24 protein-coding genes and 1 pseudogene are annotated in these 17,476 nt (G+C 53.6%); 19 read left to right on the forward strand and 6 right to left on the reverse strand.

The annotated features are described in order from the left end of the window. Positions 1–93: 93 nt before the first annotated feature. Positions 94–327 (reverse strand): hypothetical protein, encoded by a 234-nt coding sequence (locus J9253_RS06985; RefSeq protein WP_210223907.1) that lies wholly within the window; start codon positions 325–327, stop codon positions 94–96. 2 nt (positions 328–329) lie between these two features. Continuing rightward, entirely contained in the window at positions 330–1,190 is an 861-nt protein-coding gene (locus J9253_RS06990) for an SIR2 family protein (protein WP_210223908.1), read from the reverse strand. Between the two features lie 291 nt (positions 1,191–1,481). Here J9253_RS06990 and J9253_RS21295 point away from each other — a divergent pair, with 291 nt between their 5' ends. From J9253_RS21295 to J9253_RS21300, 3 genes and pseudogenes are all read left to right on the forward strand, one after another. Next, positions 1,482–1,793 carry an REP-associated tyrosine transposase gene (locus J9253_RS21295; protein WP_308394135.1) on the forward strand — a complete coding sequence of 104 codons (312 nt, stop codon included), beginning with the start codon at positions 1,482–1,484 and terminating at the stop codon, positions 1,791–1,793. 101 nt (positions 1,794–1,894) lie between these two features. After that, complete coding sequence (locus tag J9253_RS06995) at positions 1,895–3,046, forward strand: RNA-guided endonuclease InsQ/TnpB family protein (protein ID WP_210223909.1); 1,152 nt, start codon at positions 1,895–1,897, stop codon at positions 3,044–3,046. A gap of 58 nt (positions 3,047–3,104) precedes the next feature. Beyond that, positions 3,105–3,314 (forward strand): annotated as a pseudogene (locus J9253_RS21300) (REP-associated tyrosine transposase); the annotation flags it as partial. A 108-nt stretch (positions 3,315–3,422) separates the two neighbouring features. Here J9253_RS21300 and J9253_RS07000 read toward each other — a convergent pair. Next, positions 3,423–4,244, reverse strand: coding sequence for an NAD(+)--dinitrogen-reductase ADP-D-ribosyltransferase (locus J9253_RS07000; protein WP_228291531.1), 822 nt, complete (start codon positions 4,242–4,244; stop codon positions 3,423–3,425). 127 nt (positions 4,245–4,371) lie between these two features. On the opposite strand from J9253_RS07000, the gene nifH reads away from it, so the two are divergent. From nifH to J9253_RS07060, 12 genes are all read left to right on the forward strand, one after another. Then, positions 4,372–5,253: a nitrogenase iron protein gene (gene nifH / locus J9253_RS07005; protein WP_210223910.1), complete on the forward strand. Its 882-nt coding sequence runs from the start codon at positions 4,372–4,374 to the stop codon at positions 5,251–5,253. A gap of 60 nt (positions 5,254–5,313) precedes the next feature. Further along, positions 5,314–6,792 carry a nitrogenase molybdenum-iron protein alpha chain gene (gene nifD, locus J9253_RS07010; RefSeq protein WP_210223911.1) on the forward strand — a complete coding sequence of 493 codons (1,479 nt, stop codon included), beginning with the start codon at positions 5,314–5,316 and terminating at the stop codon, positions 6,790–6,792. A gap of 58 nt (positions 6,793–6,850) precedes the next feature. Continuing rightward, entirely contained in the window at positions 6,851–8,422 is a 1,572-nt protein-coding gene (gene nifK, locus J9253_RS07015) for a nitrogenase molybdenum-iron protein subunit beta (protein ID WP_210223912.1), read from the forward strand. 121 nt (positions 8,423–8,543) lie between these two features. Next, positions 8,544–8,756 (forward strand): putative nitrogen fixation protein NifT, encoded by a 213-nt coding sequence (gene nifT / locus J9253_RS07020; RefSeq protein ID WP_202715971.1) that lies wholly within the window; start codon positions 8,544–8,546, stop codon positions 8,754–8,756. Between the two features lie 29 nt (positions 8,757–8,785). Beyond that, complete coding sequence (locus J9253_RS07025) at positions 8,786–8,980, forward strand: 4Fe-4S binding protein (RefSeq protein ID WP_210217627.1); 195 nt, start codon at positions 8,786–8,788, stop codon at positions 8,978–8,980. Positions 8,981–9,113: 133 nt separating this feature from the next. Then, on the forward strand, positions 9,114–9,587 hold the full coding sequence (locus J9253_RS07030) for a NifB/NifX family molybdenum-iron cluster-binding protein (RefSeq protein WP_210223913.1): 474 nt from the start codon (positions 9,114–9,116) through the stop codon (positions 9,585–9,587). Further along, positions 9,584–9,856, forward strand: a complete 273-nt coding sequence (locus tag J9253_RS07035; RefSeq protein ID WP_210223914.1) for a DUF6129 family protein — start codon at positions 9,584–9,586, stop codon at positions 9,854–9,856. The genes J9253_RS07030 and J9253_RS07035 overlap by 4 nt, the downstream gene beginning before the upstream one ends. Then, a complete protein-coding gene (locus J9253_RS07040; RefSeq protein WP_210223915.1) occupies positions 9,849–10,568 on the forward strand; it encodes a 4Fe4S-binding leucine-rich repeat protein in 720 nt (239 codons plus the stop codon). Before J9253_RS07035 ends, J9253_RS07040 begins: the two co-directional genes overlap by 8 nt. Next, positions 10,555–11,517 (forward strand): hypothetical protein, encoded by a 963-nt coding sequence (locus J9253_RS07045; protein ID WP_210223916.1) that lies wholly within the window; start codon positions 10,555–10,557, stop codon positions 11,515–11,517. The genes J9253_RS07040 and J9253_RS07045 overlap by 14 nt, the downstream gene beginning before the upstream one ends. Positions 11,518–11,533: 16 nt before the next feature. Beyond that, a complete protein-coding gene (locus J9253_RS07050; RefSeq protein ID WP_210223917.1) occupies positions 11,534–11,788 on the forward strand; it encodes a DUF3144 domain-containing protein in 255 nt (84 codons plus the stop codon). Further along, entirely contained in the window at positions 11,781–12,326 is a 546-nt protein-coding gene (locus J9253_RS07055; protein ID WP_210223918.1) for a flavodoxin, read from the forward strand. The genes J9253_RS07050 and J9253_RS07055 overlap by 8 nt, the downstream gene beginning before the upstream one ends. Before the next feature lie 5 nt (positions 12,327–12,331). Next, entirely contained in the window at positions 12,332–12,628 is a 297-nt protein-coding gene (locus tag J9253_RS07060) for a DUF6156 family protein (protein WP_210223919.1), read from the forward strand. A gap of 225 nt (positions 12,629–12,853) precedes the next feature. Here the strand turns inward: J9253_RS07060 and J9253_RS07065 are convergent, their stop codons facing one another. Beyond that, the gene (locus J9253_RS07065) at positions 12,854–13,102 is read right to left on the reverse strand and encodes a hypothetical protein (protein WP_210223920.1); all 249 of its coding nucleotides are present in this window, start codon (positions 13,100–13,102) and stop codon (positions 12,854–12,856) included. A 211-nt stretch (positions 13,103–13,313) separates the two neighbouring features. Between J9253_RS07065 and J9253_RS07070 the strand changes: the two genes are divergently transcribed. The 3 genes from J9253_RS07070 to J9253_RS07080 are packed head-to-tail and all read left to right on the forward strand — an operon-like array spanning position 13,314 to position 14,339. After that, a complete protein-coding gene (locus J9253_RS07070) occupies positions 13,314–13,538 on the forward strand; it encodes an AbrB/MazE/SpoVT family DNA-binding domain-containing protein (RefSeq protein WP_210223921.1) in 225 nt (74 codons plus the stop codon). Beyond that, a complete protein-coding gene (locus J9253_RS07075) occupies positions 13,535–13,927 on the forward strand; it encodes a type II toxin-antitoxin system death-on-curing family toxin (RefSeq protein WP_210223922.1) in 393 nt (130 codons plus the stop codon). Before J9253_RS07070 ends, J9253_RS07075 begins: the two co-directional genes overlap by 4 nt. A 7-nt stretch (positions 13,928–13,934) precedes the next feature. Then, entirely contained in the window at positions 13,935–14,339 is a 405-nt protein-coding gene (locus J9253_RS07080; protein WP_210223923.1) for a DUF6559 family protein, read from the forward strand. Between the two features lie 16 nt (positions 14,340–14,355). On the opposite strand, the gene J9253_RS07085 is transcribed toward J9253_RS07080, so the two are convergent. Both J9253_RS07085 and J9253_RS07090 read right to left on the reverse strand, forming a co-directional pair. Next, complete coding sequence (locus J9253_RS07085; protein ID WP_210223924.1) at positions 14,356–14,808, reverse strand: GNAT family N-acetyltransferase; 453 nt, start codon at positions 14,806–14,808, stop codon at positions 14,356–14,358. Beyond that, entirely contained in the window at positions 14,805–15,704 is a 900-nt protein-coding gene (locus J9253_RS07090; protein WP_210223925.1) for a DMT family transporter, read from the reverse strand. Before J9253_RS07090 ends, J9253_RS07085 begins: the two co-directional genes overlap by 4 nt. Positions 15,705–15,932: 228 nt before the next feature. Between J9253_RS07090 and J9253_RS07095 the strand changes: the two genes are divergently transcribed. Continuing rightward, a protein-coding gene (locus J9253_RS07095; RefSeq protein WP_228291448.1) for an ISNCY family transposase occupies positions 15,933–17,407 on the forward strand; the annotation gives its coding sequence in 2 pieces (ribosomal slippage) (positions 15,933–16,386 and positions 16,386–17,407; 1,476 coding nt in all). The last annotated feature ends 69 nt before the right edge of the window (positions 17,408–17,476 follow it).

Below are 17,476 nucleotides of genomic sequence, written 5' to 3' on the forward strand. Positions count from 1 at the left end.
GATGTCTCGGTGCGGGCGTAACCATCGGTGTACACCAGCGCGTGCCTGCTGCCATTAGCCTAGCCAGTTTACGCGCCAGCCAGATAGGAATTCTTACGGAGTGGAGGCTATTTCGCGGCGATGTTTGACCTTTTTCACCAGCTTACGGGCAATGTAGGCGGCAAATTCGTCTACATTGTCGTAGTCTTGCTCGATAACGAAATCGCTTAATTCGTTCATCAGGAACACCGTCCGCGCTACTTCCGTCAGTTTGCGTCCGCAGGTCAAACAACGCTCGCTGTCATCGCGGCAAGCATCTTTGCCTTTGCAATGGTTGAACTGACGCACCTTTAAGCCGCCTTTGCCGCTGCGAAACCCGCCGCTGCCAGCAAATCACCCACATCCGCCGCGATAATCTCGATCCCCTGACGGGCGCAGAAACGCACTTCCTTGTCGGTCGGTTGCGGAATCAATGCCCAGCCTTTGGGTTCAGCCGAGGCGTAGGTAATATCCGACATCACCATGCGGTCGGTGTCGCGTTGCAAGCGCATCCCGATGAACAAATATTGCTTACCTTTGCGGTATTCCTTGAGGAAATCGGGAATCGCAAACCCGCCCATCAACTCGGTGATGTAGTCCACGTAGTCTGCGTCGGAGGCAATGTAATTCGCATCCGGGCGCGGGCTGCCCATTGGTTTGAACAGGATTGGCAACGCGGGATTCACCTCTTCTTGCGTAATCTCGCGGTAGCCGCCGCTGCCCACGTATTCGTTCAGCACGAAACGGTAATTCGTCCCCGAAATCCGTGCGGTTCCCCGGATCAGCGTGTGCGGCTGGTCGGCGTAAGTATCCTGCAACTGAGTATCGCGGTTGGTGTCGATCACATAATGCGGTTCGATGCTTGCAAGCCAATCGTGCAACGGGGCGCGTGTCCACTTGCGCTTGCCGTAGGTGTCTTCGAGGAAGTTGTGGACGGCTTTGCGCCCGCGCTTCAGCTCCACATCCATCGCCGCGCGTGGAAATTCCCACATCAGGCGTTGCGACATGGGCTTGCCGCCGTTCATGGCAAGGATCAGGCTGTCGCTGTCGGCAGGTATGGCAACGCCGCTCAGTTTATCGACCGAACCTTGCAGCGCACCTGCACCGAGGTAGGGCACGATGGTGTTGTTGGCGACCCCGGCGAGCAGGGTTTGAAGAGTGGTGTTTGGCATGGGTGTTCCTTGGGTATTGCAATACATGGGGGATGTAATGCAATTTTGAGACCACTTATTTTTACTCTTATATATCAAAACCATAAAAATAAAATTGTCACATTACCAACAACGTAGGGTGGGTGGAGCGTAGCGATACCCACCATCTTCAAAATACCATTCGTTAAATTGCGTGGAAAAAGACGGTGGGTATCGCGTTCCGCTCCACCCACCCTACCATTCATCTCCGAAAATGGAGCGAGGAAATTAAACGGCTTAGATTGTGGCGTTTCATTGTCACAGATAACACCTATGCCCAATTACCGCCGTCATTTCGTCAAAGGTGGATGTTATTTTTTCACCGTAACGCTTGCCGATAGACGCTTATCGCTTTTAACCGAGTATGTTGACCTGTTGAGAAAAAGTTTCCAATACACCCAGCAGCGGCATCCGTTCCACATCAATGCGATTGTGGTTCTCCCCGAACATTTACATTGCATCTGGACATTGCCAGAAAACGACCACGATTACTCGACCCGTTGGCGGCTTATCAAGACCATGTTTTCACGAGGGATTCCGTTCATCAGTCGTGCGCGAGATACCCCTGCCTTTAGGCATGGGTAGGGATAGCGCGTCGGCGACAGCCGACCCTCTTCTCGCTCCTCCGTTTGGTTTGCTATCTTCGGTTGTTGACTCTTCACGAAATATACGATATTTTGTGAATAATGAAAACTAAACGCGCCTACCAATTCCGATTCTACCCAGACCCACAACAAGAAACGTTGCTGGCTCAGACGTTCGGTTGTGTGCGCTACGTTTACAACAGCATCTTGCGTTACCGCACGGATGCCTACTATCAGGCTCAGGAAAAAGTTGGGTACACGAAAGCGAGTTCCCAACTGACTGCCATCAAAAAACTGCCTGAAGCTACTTTCCTGAACGACGTTTCCAGTGTTCCGCTGCAACAATGCTTGAGGAATCAGCAAACGGCGTTCAAAAACTTCTTTGAAGGTCGGGCAAAATACCCTGTCTTCAAATCTAAAAAGCACCGCCAATCGGCTGAATTCACGTACCGCGCGTTCAGCTACCGTGACGGTGAATTGAAACTGGCGAAGTGCGATAAACCGCTGAATATCAAGTGGAGTCAGGCACTTCCGGCTGACCCCACCACGGTTACTGTTTCCAAAGATCAGGCCGGACGCTATTTTGTGTCTTGCTTGTGTGAATTTGAACCCACGCTGTTGCCCGTCACCGATAAAAAGGCAGGCATTGACGTGGGCATCAAGGATTTGTTCGTCACTAGCGACGGCTTCAAGTCCGGCAATCCCCTCCACACCGCCCAACACGCGGTTAAACTTGCGAAGTACCAACGCCGTCTTGCCAAGAAGACACTCGGCAGCAAGAACAGGTTGAAAGCTAAACGCAAGGTTGCCCGTGTTCACGCGAAAATCTCCGATTGCCGTTCGGACAATTTGCACAAGTTGTCCCGCAGATTAGTTAACGAGAACCAAGTTATCTGTGCTGAAAACCTCGCCGTGAAGAACATGATGAAGAACCCGAAACTAGCCAAACACATTGCTGATGCAAGCTGGGGCGAATTTACCCGACAGCTTGAATACAAGTCTGGTTGGTCTGGCAGGACATACGTTGAGATCGGGCGGTTTTTCCCGTCCACTAAACGCTGTTCCTGCTGTGGGTTCGTGAAAGAAAACATGCCGCTGGACGTGCGGTCGTGGGAGTGCCCCGAATGCGGCACAACCCACGACCGTGACGTGAATGCAGCACGTAACATTTTAGCCGCCGGGCTGGCGGTGTTAGCCTTTGGAGAGAATGTTAGTGGCGATGGCATTTCGGTGTCGTCGTCCTGTTCTCGGTGAATTAGGAATCCCCCGGCTTTAGCCGTGGGGAGTAGTCAAGGGAGAGAATGAACACCGCTCCGCCAGCCGTTATTACAAGGGTGAACGAGGTATCTGGCAACGCCGCTATTGGGAACATACGCTAAGGGATGAAGATGATTTTCGCCAACATGTAGATTACATCCACTACAACCCCGTGAAACACGGCTATGTATCGCACCCTGCCGAGTGGAACTATTCCTCCTTCTCACGTGCTGATAGGCAACCTCAACGGCTAGCACAAACGTAGGGTGGGTGGAGCGTAGCGATACCCACCGTCTTTTACCATTTTTCACCGTCATCCAATTTAACGAACGGTGTTGTGAAGACGGTGGGTATCGCATTCGCTCCACCCACCCTACGTGATCTCAACTTGGTACACCCCACCCACAACCAAAAACTCCCCCTCCCCCCGCAACAACTTCGGCAACAAATCGTAATACCCCAACACCTTCACCAGCGGAACCCGCGCTTCAATCACATAATCTCCAAACTCATCCGCCCGCTCGCGACTATGGGTAAAGGAACTGACATTATTCATCAGCACCACCGCCCGCTTGCCATCGCGCGCCAGCACCCGATACTCATCCAGCGCATTCACCCCCCGATACAGCGTCAGGTGCGATTGTAGCGAATGCAACAAACCCAATTCATACTGACAATACGTATAAACAAGGTCGAGCTGGCTTTCCAGCGCATTCGTGCCATACAGCCCCTTGCAACGATCCAGCAGGAAGTTGCCCTGATGGTATTGCACCGCCAGCCCAAAGCGCGATTCCACCCAGCCCTTCAACACCGCGCCCTCGCGCCCGCTAGAATCAAAGCCCCAGCCACGCAGCACCCGTAAGTAATTGGCATTGGCACGTTTTTGTTTGCCGCCAGCATCCAACCCCGCTTCTTCCAACGCTTCCAAACAGAAATGTACCGTCATGTAATCCATAAAGCGTTGCGCCCGCGTCGCCGCATCCGGCATGGCTTGCAGGTGTTTGAACAGGGAACGATGCAAAGTTGCCACCCCATCAAGGGTTAATGGCACGGGATGTTGCTGGAAAGACAGGCTACCGAGCAGCTTGGCTGGCAGGTTGCAATGGTTGAATGGCAGGAAAGCACTGTCTTTACCCATACAAAACATGTCGGAATTGTCGGGAACACGACTGGAATCAACACCTGCCATCTTCATGGTAAAAAGATAATTTCCCTTTAAAATCAATTAACTAAAAACAAAAGTGCCGCCTTGGCACGCGCTTTGCAAAAACATCATCGTTACATTCAGTTATCACAACACACTCACACAAGGAGACCAAGATATGGCACTACGTCAATGTGCAATCTACGGCAAAGGCGGCATCGGCAAGTCTACCACAACCCAGAATCTGGTTGCAGGTCTGGCTGAAGCAGGTAAGAAAGTCATGATCGTTGGCTGTGACCCTAAAGCAGACTCCACCCGTCTGATCCTGCACGCTAAAGCCCAAAACTCCATCATGGAAATGGCAGCAAACGCAGGCAGCGTGGAAGACCTCGAACTCGAAGATGTCATGAAAGTTGGCTACCGCGACATTAAATGCGTCGAATCCGGCGGTCCAGAGCCAGGTGTTGGCTGTGCAGGCCGTGGGGTAATTACCGCTATCAACTTCCTCGAAGAAGAAGGCGCGTATGAAGAAGACCTCGACTTCGTATTCTACGACGTACTCGGTGACGTTGTGTGCGGTGGTTTCGCGATGCCTATCCGCGAAAACAAAGCGCAAGAAATCTACATCGTTTGCTCCGGCGAAATGATGGCGATGTACGCAGCCAACAACATCGCCAAAGGTATCGTGAAATACGCCAACTCCGGCGGCGTGCGTTTGGCTGGCCTGATCTGCAACTCCCGTAACACCGCTCGTGAAGACGAGCTGATCATGGAACTGGCACGTCAGCTTGGCACAACCATGATCCACTTTGTACCGCGTGACAACGTTGTACAACGTGCAGAAATCCGCCGTATGACCGTTATCGAATACGAGCCGACTGCCAAGCAAGCACAACAATACCGTGATTTGGCTAACAAAATCATCAACAACAAACACTTCGTCATCCCTACCCCCATCACAATGGATGCGTTGGAAGACCTGTTGATGCAATTCGGCCTGATGGATGAAGAAGACGAGTCCATCGTCGGCAAAACCGCCGCCGAAGAAGCAAAAGCTTAATTCCCCCCATTCTGCCCCTCACCGTCCACAGATTAGTGGCGGTGAATCAGGAGATACGACATGACGAATTTGACCCGCGAAGAAACCGAAGCCCTCATTGCCGAGGTGCTGGAAATTTATCCCGAAAAGGCGAAAAAAGACCGCGCCAAGCATTTGACCGTCAACGATCAAAGCGTTGAACAATCCAAAAAGTGCATCACCTCCAACCGTAAATCCCTGCCCGGCGTGATGACCGTGCGTGGTTGCGCTTACGCCGGTTCCAAGGGCGTAGTTTGGGGGCCGATCAAAGACATGATCCACATTTCCCACGGCCCGGTCGGTTGCGGACAATATTCCCGCGCTGGTCGCCGTAACTATTATGTTGGTACTACTGGTATCAACACCTTCGGCACGATGAACTTCACCTCTGACTTCCAAGAGAAAGACATCGTATTCGGCGGCGACAAAAAGCTCGCCAAAATCATGAACGAAATCGAAGGTTTGTTCCCACTGGCGAAAGGCATTTCCGTTCAGTCTGAATGCCCGATTGGTCTGATCGGTGACGACATCGAAGCCGTTTCCAAGAAAGCCTCCAAAGAACTCAACAAGCCGGTTGTGCCGGTACGTTGCGAAGGTTTCCGGGGTGTTTCCCAGTCCTTAGGTCACCACATTGCCAATGACGCAATCCGTGACTGGGTTCTGGACAAGCGCGACGGCGACAACAGTTTCCAAACCACTCCGTATGACGTTTCCATTATCGGCGACTACAACATCGGCGGTGACGCATGGTCTTCACGCACGTTGTTGGAAGAAATGGGTCTGCGTGTGGTTTCCCAATGGTCAGGTGACGGCACCTTGGCTGAAATGGAACTGACCCCGAAAGTGAAGCTGAACCTGCTGCACTGCTACCGTTCCATGAACTACATCAGCCGCCACATGGAAGAGAAGTACGGTATTCCTTGGGTTGAATACAACTTCTTTGGCCCGACCAAAATCGCCGAATCCCTGCGTAAGATTGCTGGCTACTTCGACGACACCATCAAGGAAGGCGCAGAGCGCGTGATTGAGCGTTACCAAGCCCAATACGATGCAGTCATTGCTAAATACCGTCCACGTCTGGAAGGCAAGCGCGTCATGCTGTACGTCGGTGGCTTGCGCCCACGTCACGTTATCGGTGCGTATGAAGACCTCGGCATGGAAGTGGTTGGTACGGGTTACGAGTTCGCCCATAACGACGACTACGACCGTACCATCAAAGACATGGGTAACGCCACCCTGATCTATGACGACGTGACTGGCTACGAATTTGAAGAATTCGTCAAAAAGGTCAAGCCGGATCTGATCGGTGCAGGCATCAAGGAAAAGTACATCTTCCAGAAAATGGGCATCCCCTTCCGCCAGATGCACTCTTGGGACTACTCCGGCCCATACCACGGCTATGACGGCTTCGCCATCTTCGCCCGTGACATGGACATGACGCTGAACAACCCTTGCTGGGGCAAGATGAAAGCGCCGTGGATCAAGGACGAAGCTGCACCAGCGGTAGCTGCTGCTGCGTAAACCCACTTCAATTTACTACCCGTTGTTCGCAGATTAGCGGCGCGGGAGGAGAAATGACATGAGCCAAGCTGTTGATAACATCGTTCCCAGCTACCCTTTGTTCCGCAATGACGAGTACAAAGCTAGCCTGAAAAACAAGCAGGACAACTACGAAGAGCGTCACGCAGATGAGAAGATTCAGGAAACTTTCTTGTGGTCTACCACCAAGGAATATCAGGATCTGAACTTTGCGCGTGAAGCCCTGACTGTTAACCCAGCAAAAGCCTGCCAGCCCTTAGGCGCGGTGCTGTGCGCACTCGGCTTTGAGAAAACCTTGCCGTATGTGCATGGTTCGCAAGGTTGCGTGGCGTATTTCCGTACCTACTTCAACCGCCATTTCAAAGAGCCGATTTCGTGCGTTTCTGACTCCATGACAGAAGATGCAGCGGTATTTGGTGGTCAAAAGAACATGTATGACGGTCTGGAAAACGCCAAGGCGATGTACAAACCGGACATGATCGCGGTTTCCACTACCTGCATGGCGGAAGTTATCGGTGACGACTTGAATGCGTTCATCGGCAACTCCCGCAAGGAAGGGCATATCCCAGCAGATTACCCTGTGCCATTCGCACATACCCCTAGCTTCGTTGGTTCGCATACCACGGGTTGGGACAATATGTTTGAAGGCATTGCCCGCTACTTCACCCTGAACCACGTGGCGGACAAAGAAATCGGTAGCAATGGCAAGCTCAACCTTGTCCCCGGTTTTGAGACGTACCTCGGCAATTTCCGCGTGATCAAGCGCATGATGGCGGACATGGGTGTGGATGCCACGCTGATGTCTGACCCGACTGAAGTGCTGGATACTCCGGCAGACGGCACGTTCCGCATGTACGCAGGCGGCACAACAATGGATGAAGTCAAAGACGCACCAAACGCCTATGACACGCTGTTGCTGCAACCTTGGCAGTTGGAAAAGACCAAGAAGTTTGTGCAAGGCACGTGGAAACACACCGCGCCTAAAATCAACATCCCGATGGGTCTGGACTGGACAGATGATTTCTTGATGAAAGTCTCCGAAATCACTGGCAAGCCTATTTCCGACACGCTGTTGACTGAACGCGGTCGGTTGGTGGATATGCTGACGGACTCCCACGCTTGGTTGCATGGCAAGAAATTCGGTCTTTACGGCGATGCGGATTTCGTGCTGGGCATGACTAAGTTCCTGCTGGAAGTCGGTGCAGAACCTACCCACATCCTCTGCTCCCATGCCAACAAGCGTTGGAAAAAGGAAGTAGAAGCACTGCTGGCTTCTTCCCCTTACGGCACAAACTGCGAAGTTCACATCAGCAAAGACTTGTGGCACTTCCGTTCACTGATGTTCACCAACAAGCCAGATTTCATGATTGGTAACAGCTACGGCAAGTTCATCCAACGTGACACGCTGCACAAAGGCAAAGAGTTTGAAGTACCGTTGATCCGCATCGGCTTCCCAATCTTCGACCGCCACCATATGCACCGTGACACAACGCTGGGTTACGAGGGCGCAATGTACATGCTGCGCACCTTGACCAATGCAGTGTTGGAGCGTTTGGACGAGGAAACTCGCGGGATGGGGACTACGGACTATAACTACGACTTGGTTCGTTAAAAGACCCTCACCCCCCGGCCCCCTCTCCCAGAGGTAGAGGGGGAGAAAGACACTTTCCTCTTAGCCCCTCTACCTCTGGGAGAGGGGTTGGGGTGAGGGTCTTTAATCAAGGAGAAACCCTATGCCCAACGTGATGATCCGCCGCAAGCCTGATGGCAACTTGCAATTTTATGTCGCTAAACAGGACATGGAAGAGACGGTTGCGACAGTCGAGAAAGATACGGCGGAAGAATGGGGTGGCACTGTCGAGTTAACTGATGGTTCCAAGTGGTACATCGACCCGATCAGCCCCCCACCCGCTTTTCCGACGACGCTGCGTTTCAAGCGCGGCTGAATGCTGAACCCAGTGAAAGGAGAATAGTCATGGCACTGAAAATTAACCGCGACATCTGCACCTCTTGCGGCGATTGCGAACCCGTTTGCCCAACCAAATCCATCAAGCCATTCAAAGGCACTTACAAGATCGTTGAAGACACCTGCACCGAATGTGAAGGCGAACACGACGAGCCACAGTGCTTGAAAGTATGTTTGGAAGATGGCTGCATTGAATACGTTTAATTAACCAAAGAACCCCTCACCCCAACCCCTCTCCCTCAGGGGGAGAGGGGCTAAGACAATAACCTCTCTTGCTCCCCCTCGCCCCTTGAGGGAGAGGGGGCTGGGGGGTGAGGGGTTCTCTTAGGAGCCGCACATGAGCAATATCCCGACTCCCCTGCCTTATACCGATGGCGAGATGCCTGATTCGATCCGCGTCGCTTGCGCCTCTAACAGCGGCGATTTGCTGAACGGGCATTTCGGTTCTTGCGAACGCTTTTTGGTGTATCAGGTATCGCAAACCGAATACCGCCTGATTGACGTGCGCGAAGTCGGCGACGATGAAGCCGAAGAAGACAAGAATGCTTACCGCGCTAGCTTGATTCTGGATTGCCAAGTCCTGTTCATTGCTTCGGTGGGTGGCCCTGCTGCTGCCAAGATCATTAAGAAAGGCATTCACCCGATCAAGCAAATGACGGTTGTACCCACCAGCGAATTGCTGGAAAAGCTGCAACTGGCGCTAGCAAACCCCTCACCGTGGCTGGGTAAAGTCATGGGCAAGGATGCGCAAGCCCGCGCCCGTTTCTCTGGCGATGACGAAGACGACGAACTGCTTGAGGCCGAAGGATGATGACCCCGGAACAGCTTGCCAGCGTGGTGGAACAGGTCGAACAACGCGGCTTAGCTGACAGCAATCTGACTGACCTGCGCGGATATTTCCCCGAACTGCATTTCACTTGGTGCATGGATGACGACGTGTGTGGCCCGCAACCTGCCGCGCAGGGTAAGGGTTTCAACGTCTATCTGGTCGATGGCAGCAACCATTGCCTATGCTTCACGCCGAGTCTGGAAGCGGCAAGCGGCGTGGTCATCGCCGAACTGGGTGAGGATAATGACTGATTGCGCCACCTGCCCGCACCATGAGGATCGGCTGGAAAAAGGTCGCTGCAAACCGGGCGATGCTTGTGTACAGGCGATGAGCGGACGGCAAATCGAGCGTTTTTTCCGCGAAAACCCCGATTTGGCGCAAGGCTACACCGGCGATGATTTCTGGGAGCGGCGGGCAATTGCAGCGCGTTACATTTCCCAGCCACGCCTGCTGGAACTGATTGATGACCCAGATGAGGTGGTGCGCCGCGTGTTGGCTTATCGCTTGCCGGTGGATGAATTGTACCGGCTGATAGACGATAGTGACCGCGAAGTGCGCATTACCGTTGCCGACCGTTTGCCTGCGGAACAGCTTGAAGCACTGGTCAATGACCACGATTATTTGGTGCGCAAATACGTGGCACGGCGAATGCCTGCTGGGCGTTTGTTCCGCATGATTTGCGACAGCGACCGCGAAGTACGCATGAGCGTTGCCCGCCGTTTGCCGCCGGAAAGTCTGGGGCTGATGCTTAACGATGTCGAGCCGGAAATTCGCCGCATTGTGGCGGAACGCATCCAGCCGGAAGCCTTGAGCGCCTTGCTGGATGACCCCGACTGGGGCGTGCGTCTGCAAGCTGCTGAACGTGCTACCCGTGGGATGCTGGAAATACTGGAACACGACACTGACCCCGATGTGAAAGAAGTCGCCCGTCAGCGGCTTCGGGAGATGGATGACAATGACTGAATTCGACTGGCAAGCTAGAAAACTCGCCGCGCAATGCCCAGAACTGAGCGTCGGCGTAACACACGAAGAGCTGCTGCACACCATTAATGCCCTGTTTGCGCCGCTCAATCTCAGCTTTGAGAAAGTGCTGGAACGCGGTGGCTGGCATCATTTAGGTGGCGTGGTGAACCTTAATATGCAGCCGATTGCCAGCAATTTGCGCTTGTGGGCTGAAACCGAATCCGGCGGTGACGTTGACACCTTGCTGGACAAGTGTTCGGAACAAATCCTGTTTGCCACCAAAATCAGCGGCACAACGCTGTATTTCACCGCATCGACGGGTGACAAACCGCAGGATTTCCTCCAGCTTGAGGTGGAAGTCTTGCAGGAAGTGCTGGATCGTCCGCTTTCCGACCCCGATTTTTTGCCGGATAGTGTGGAAGAGTTCCTTGATCCGGTGGATTTTCCACGCCTTGAACCCGAAGCCGTGGGCAAGCCGCATTACCATTTCCGGCGCTTGCAGGCAATGGCGGAGGTGTTTGCCGACCAGAATTTCCATAGCCGCCATGTGCTGAACCTGTTGCGCTTTATGCAGGACTGGCAGAACAGCAGTGCTGGGCATAACGATGCCATTTTCTGTCAGCACTGGGTGATGGTATTGCAAGGGTATCAGGGCAGCGACAAAGCGGAACATTACAATATCAAACCGACCGCAACCTTCACTGACAAGGTGACAGATTTCGCCGAAAACCACGGTTTGCACGGGGCGGAGATGGCAAAAGCTTTACACAGTTTTGACCGTAAGGTGGGGTATCCATTTGCGTGGTATTTCCTCATGTTAAACCGCAAGGGCGTGCCGACCACGGTGGCGGATGCGGTGTTGCGTGATCAGATGGAGGCTTATGCGTATTTGCCAGCGCGGGATTTGAAGATTCTGCGCGAGTGGGAACAGCGGTCTTATAGCGTGTAATAGTGGGAGATTGACGATGCAAGAACTGGATTTTCACGAGGTCGCCGATGAATTCGTCAATCTGGCGAACAAGTTGAGCGAGGAATGGGCACCGAATTTCCTCAGTGCAGCGATCCTGTACGCGGCGGCGCGTTACAACGCTTTTCACTTCAGGGAAACCTTGGGTGATGAGGACAAGGAAGCGGCGGCAATCGAGTATTACGCCGAGCAGTACCGCAAGATGTTGAAGGAAAACCTGCACGAGATGCGGCATGGAGTGCCACATGAATAAGATCGGGATATTTTTTGGCACGAATTCTGGTACGACGCGGCTGATGGCGAAAAAGATGGCGAAGCTGCTGGGCGATGTCGCTGCCAAGCCGCTCAATATCAACCGCGCTACGGCTGAAGAACTATTGCAATACGACGCGCTGATTCTGGGGACTGCCACTTACGGCATCGACCAGCTTCCGGGCAAAAGCACCGATATTCAGGATGGCAGTTGGGAAGATTTCATGCCGCAACTGGCGGGCAAGGATTTGTCCGGCAAGGTGATTGCGCTGTACGGGCTAGGCGATCAGGAAAAATACGCTGACCGCTTTGCGCATTCGCTGATCCATTTGTACCGCTGGGGCGTGGCGGGTGGCGCGGAAGTGGTTGGGCAATGGCCTACTGAGGGTTATACCTTCAAGCAATCACCTGCGGTGGTGGATGGGCAGTTTGTCGGGCTGGTGCTGGATCAGCAGTCACAGAGTTTGCTGACCGAGGCGCGGTTGAGTGCCTGGATTGAAGCGATTAAACCGGCGTTGCTAGCGAAATTGACTGGGTGAATAACATGGATAATGAGAAATCCACTTGCCGCTATTTTACGACTTACAGTGGCGTGAAATTACCGTTTAAGCTGGTTGGCGAATTGGGGGAGCATGAAATCCGTAATCGGAATACCTTTTTCCGGGGGTATTTCGATGCGGAGGGCGTGTTATTGGGGTTTCAGAAAGTGGTTTATGGGGATGTGGAGCTGGAGCATAAGTACACCTATAGGAAAGATGGAATGCTCCAGCGAGCAGATATTACGGATGCGGAGGGGGAGATGGATACCATCCTGCTTGCTGAGCAAGATTCAACAGTATAGTTATATCCTGTGCACTAGGTAGCCTTGCTTGTGCTCTTGCGGGTTGAAGATGACCATTCGGTCTTCTCCAAATAAATCTATATCCCATTTCTGGAGTATCGTCATCATAATGATATATTCCCCATTGAAAGCACAGTCTCCAGTTACCAGTGCTGCCAGACGTGACTTCGTGAAGTATTTCAAATCGTGCACTTGCCATTTTTGCCCCATTACTTTTGATTATATTTAAGCACCAAAAACATCTCTTAATTTCTTGACCTCATCAGCAGATAGCTCATTCTGTTGGTAAGCCAAAGCTACCATGTCAACAAGAACATCGAATGGTAGTTCAGGACATCCCCTTGAGACTTTTCCAGACTTATCAAAATAAACAAATTTTATTGATCTGCATTGATAAGAACCCTCATCCCATGAAGCCCAACCGATTCTTAGTTGGTCGTGCTCTTTATACGGAGTCGTAAATGTTGGAATCATAAGTTTACCTTTATGACTAGTGGTTGAAGAGTGAATTACAACACAGACTCGATACTAAGTAAACACAGTTACGACACAAAGTTAACACAGAGATGATACTGATATATTTATGGGAAAATTATAGTAGAACTACAAACTCATCTTACTTGCACCCCATAGCACTCTACAGCTAAACTTGTGTTATTACATTCGTACTAACGGAAACACGTCCATGCTACAAGTCAAACTCACCGCCATCGGCAATTCTGTTGGCATTGTTCTTCCCAAAGAAGCACTGGCAAAGCTGAAAGTAGGCAAAGGTGACAGCCTATATCTGGTGGATAGCCCGGAAGGTTTCACCTTGACCCCCTATCAGCAGGATTTCGATGATCAAATGCAGGCTGCTGAAAAAGTGCTGAAGAAATACCGCAATGCCTTCCGTGAGTTAGCAAAATGACTGAACCGAGATGGGTGTTGGAAGATGTTGCACTGGCAGTGCATCAAATGTTGCTGGCAGAACACGGCGGCAGTCCGGGCATTCGTGACAAGTCACTTCTGGATTCTGCCCTCGCACGACCCAGACAACGCTTAACTTACGAACCTGATTCAACATTGTTTGAACTTGCTGCTTCCTACAGCTTCGGCATTGCCAAAAATCATCCGTTCATTGATGGCAACAAGCGGGTAGCCTTGGCAGTCGGTGCAGTGTTTCTGGAACTCAACGGTTTTGAGCTGGATGCTCCCGAACCCGAAGCGGTCATTATGTTTGAGCAATTAGCGGCTGGAAATATTGCAGAAGCAGAACTTGCCGATTGGTTTGAAAAGTCCTGCACACCGATACCGTGAGGCTCCAATGTTCGCCAATTTCTTCAAAAAACGCCGGATCAAGCAATACGCCCGCAAGCTGCCCGCCGAATTGACCGCGCTTTACGGGAAGCAGCCGTATTATTCCAAAGGGCAGGTAGACCGCGCCCTCACGCGCCAGCGTCTGAACCGCAGCAATAACGGAACCATCAGTGACAACTGTTATGCCTACGCGATGTATTGCTCGCCGCAGGAGTTCCAACGCATTCACGACGAAGCAGGGGAGAGCTGCCACTACGACACCCTACGGACAGAAATTGCGGAGACCTGTTTCAGCAGCACCAGTGATTTTTCGTTTACGGATGTGGATGCCTACGCCACGGAATCGAGCAGCAGCGCGGATAGCAGTTCAGGGGATTCTGGCGGTGGGGATGGTGGCGGAGGTGGTGATTAATTAGCCATTGGCAGCATCACGCTAACATCAAGCGCAGCGGCATCATCGGCGAAACCACAAACCCTTGCCGCTGGTAAAAGCGTTGCGCCGCATCATTCACTGCATCTGTCAGCAGGGTAATCCGCAAACAGCCATTCGCCTTGGCAAGTGCAATGGCTTGCTCCAACAATTGCGCCCCCACGCCTTGCCCGCGTGTGTCTGGCGTAACCACCATGTCTTCCAGCAGTGCCACGCGCCCGCCGAGTGCGGTGGAAACGGTGTACAACAAGCTGACCATGCCCACCGCTTTGCCCGCCAGCCGCGCAATCAGAATTTGCCCCACATCGGGATTTTCGATGATTGCCGTCAACCCCCGTTGTTGCGCCGCTGTATCCGGTGTGAACTCGGCTTCCTGCGTGAACAGCAGGTCGAGCAAGCCGCATAAGTCGGGAATATCCGCTACGGTCGCCAAGGTGATTGTGTGATTCATGTCCCATTCTCTACGGGCAAACGCGGTTGCCCCAACATCACCAGCAATCCGGCGGCAATGATAGTCCCGATCCCAGCCATCGCCAGCAAGCTCAGACTTTCATCCCATAACCACCAACCCAACACCGCCGCAAAAATCACCGACGCATAGGTAAACGCCCCTAATTGCCCCGCCGGAGCATGACCATACGCCGCCGTCAACGCCCACTGCGCCAAGGTTGCCAACACCCCCAACAGGAATAGCCACAGCAAGGTTTCCCCAGTCAGCGGCAACCACGCCAGCACCGCTGGAATCACCGACAACACACTGGCAAACAAGGCGAAATAAAACACCACGCGCATCGTCGGTTCATCACTCGAACGCATCCGCCGGATATTGACCTTGGTGGAGCCGCCCATAACCGCGCCGAGTAAGCCCACCACGACTGCCAGATTGAAAACCGCCGCCTCCTGAAACGGGTTCAGCACCAACAGCACACCGGCAAACCCCAAACCAATCGCCACAAAGTTACGCCAAGACAAGCGTTCCCCCATCCAGAAAAACGCCACAATCGGCACAAACAACGGCATGGTTTGCTTCAACAAGGCGCTTTGTGCCAAGGGCAAATGCCCCCACGCATAAAACATACAACTCATCGCCGTCACGCCCAGCAGCGAACGCAAAAAGTGCAGGTGCAAGCAATCGGTTTTCACTGCCTGCACCCCATTGCGCCACAACCACGGCAACAGCAGCAGCAGCGCGAACGCATTGCGAAAAAACACCGTTTGTTCCGTCGAGACCACGCCGTTCAAGTGTTTAATCACCATCCCCGCACACACCAGAAAAAACTCGGAAGCCAGAATCAGTAACGCGCCGTAAGCCAGACCGGACAGCGGCAACAAAGGTTTTGTATTCATCGGCGCATTGTAAGGGCAATCCCGCGTAGAGGCGCAAAATCTTGCGTCTCTACAACGCCATGACCTACCTAGTGTCTGACCGGAAACCCTAAAACCCTTTTCCGATCAAGATGCTACGCCCGTTTTCCTTGCCCTAAGATTTCCCGGAAGCAGGCCAGAAAGCTGCAAAAGCGCCCAAAATAGGGCAAAATAGGGCATCCATCCGCCAAACTTCGCAGGAGACACACGATGCGTGAAGTGATCGCCCGCCAACTTCGCCTGGGTCACGCTGACATCGGCAGGCTGACCTTCAACCCACGTTCGCGGGACGACATCCCGCAGGTGTTGCAAGGGCTGCAATACATTTATGTGACAGACGAACTGCGTGAGGCGGTGTTTGCGGTGCTGGAAAAGCGGGTTCCGGCGGAGGTGGACGCCAGCCGTGGACGCCCCGGCATGGATCTGTGGAATGCGCTGGTGCTGGCGACATTGCGGGTGAACCTGAACTGGGACTATGACCGGCTGCTGGAGATGGCGAACCAGCACCGCAGCATCCGTCAGATGCTGGGGCATGGTTTCTGGGATGATGACGATGAGTACAAGCTGCAAACGGTCAAGGACAACGCCGCTCTGGTGGACGAAGCCAGCCTGCAACGCATCAACCAGTTGGTGGTGGAGGCCGGTCACAAGCTGCTAAAAAAAAAGCCGCGCCGCTGAGCGCCCGTTGTGACTCCTTCGTGGTGGAAAGCAACATCCACTACCCGACCGACATCAACCTGTTGTACGACGCGGTGCGTTGTTCGGTGCGCACGGTGGCCGATTGGTGTGAAGGGCACGGCGACAGCCGCTGGCGGCAATGGCAGTACAATCTCCGCCAGGTGAAGAAAGCCTGCCGTCATGCGCAGAAGCTCAAGCACTCCAGCTCCCAAGACCCGGACAAGCAGGCCACCCGGCAACAGGCCATCCGTGACGCCCACCACACCTACCTGGGCCTGTGCGCCGCGCTGTTGTCGAAAGTGGAGGAAACGGTGGCTGACCTGCCCCTCAGCCTGCTGGACAGCCGGTCGGGCAACGACCTCCAGCGCTGGCTGGGGTACGGGTGGCATCAGGTTGACCTGGTGCGGCGGCGGGTGCTGGACGGGGAAACCATCCCCCACGGCGACAAGATCTTCTCCCTCTTCGAGGATTACAGCGAATGGCTCAGCAAGGGCAAAGCCGGTGTGCCGGTGGAGCTGGGCCTGAACGTGTGCGTGATGGAATCGGCTGACGGCTTCATCCTCCACCACCAAGTGATGCAACACTGCCCCGACAGTGAGATTGCCGTGACCATGGTTAAGCAAGCCAAAGCGCTGTTCCCCTCCCTGAGCGCGTGCAGCTTTGACAAGGGGTTCCACTCACCGGCAAACCAGCGCGAACTGGCCGAACTGCTCGACCGGGTGGTGTTGCCGAAAAAGGGCCGCTGGAGCCAGGCGGACACTGCCCGTGAAACCGACCCGGCGTTTGTCCAGGCCAGACGCCAGCACTCAGCGGTGGAATCCGGCATCAACGCACTGGAAGTCCATGGGCTGGACTATTGCCCCGACCGGGGGCTGGAACGCTTCAAGCGCTATGTGGCACTGGCGGTGGTGGGCAGGAACCTGCAAAAGGTCGGGGCCATTTTACAGGCCAGGGCGTTGGAGGCCTTGCAGAAGGATGAACGCCGACGACAGCGCCAAGCCGCCTGAACCACCCCACAACGCCGACCGATGAGGGAAAATGCCGGGAAGGCAGGGCAGCCCCTGCACCGAAGGCAA

It is taken from the genome of Thiothrix litoralis, from assembly GCF_017901135.1.
GTDB lineage: Bacteria > Pseudomonadota > Gammaproteobacteria > Thiotrichales > Thiotrichaceae > Thiothrix > Thiothrix litoralis.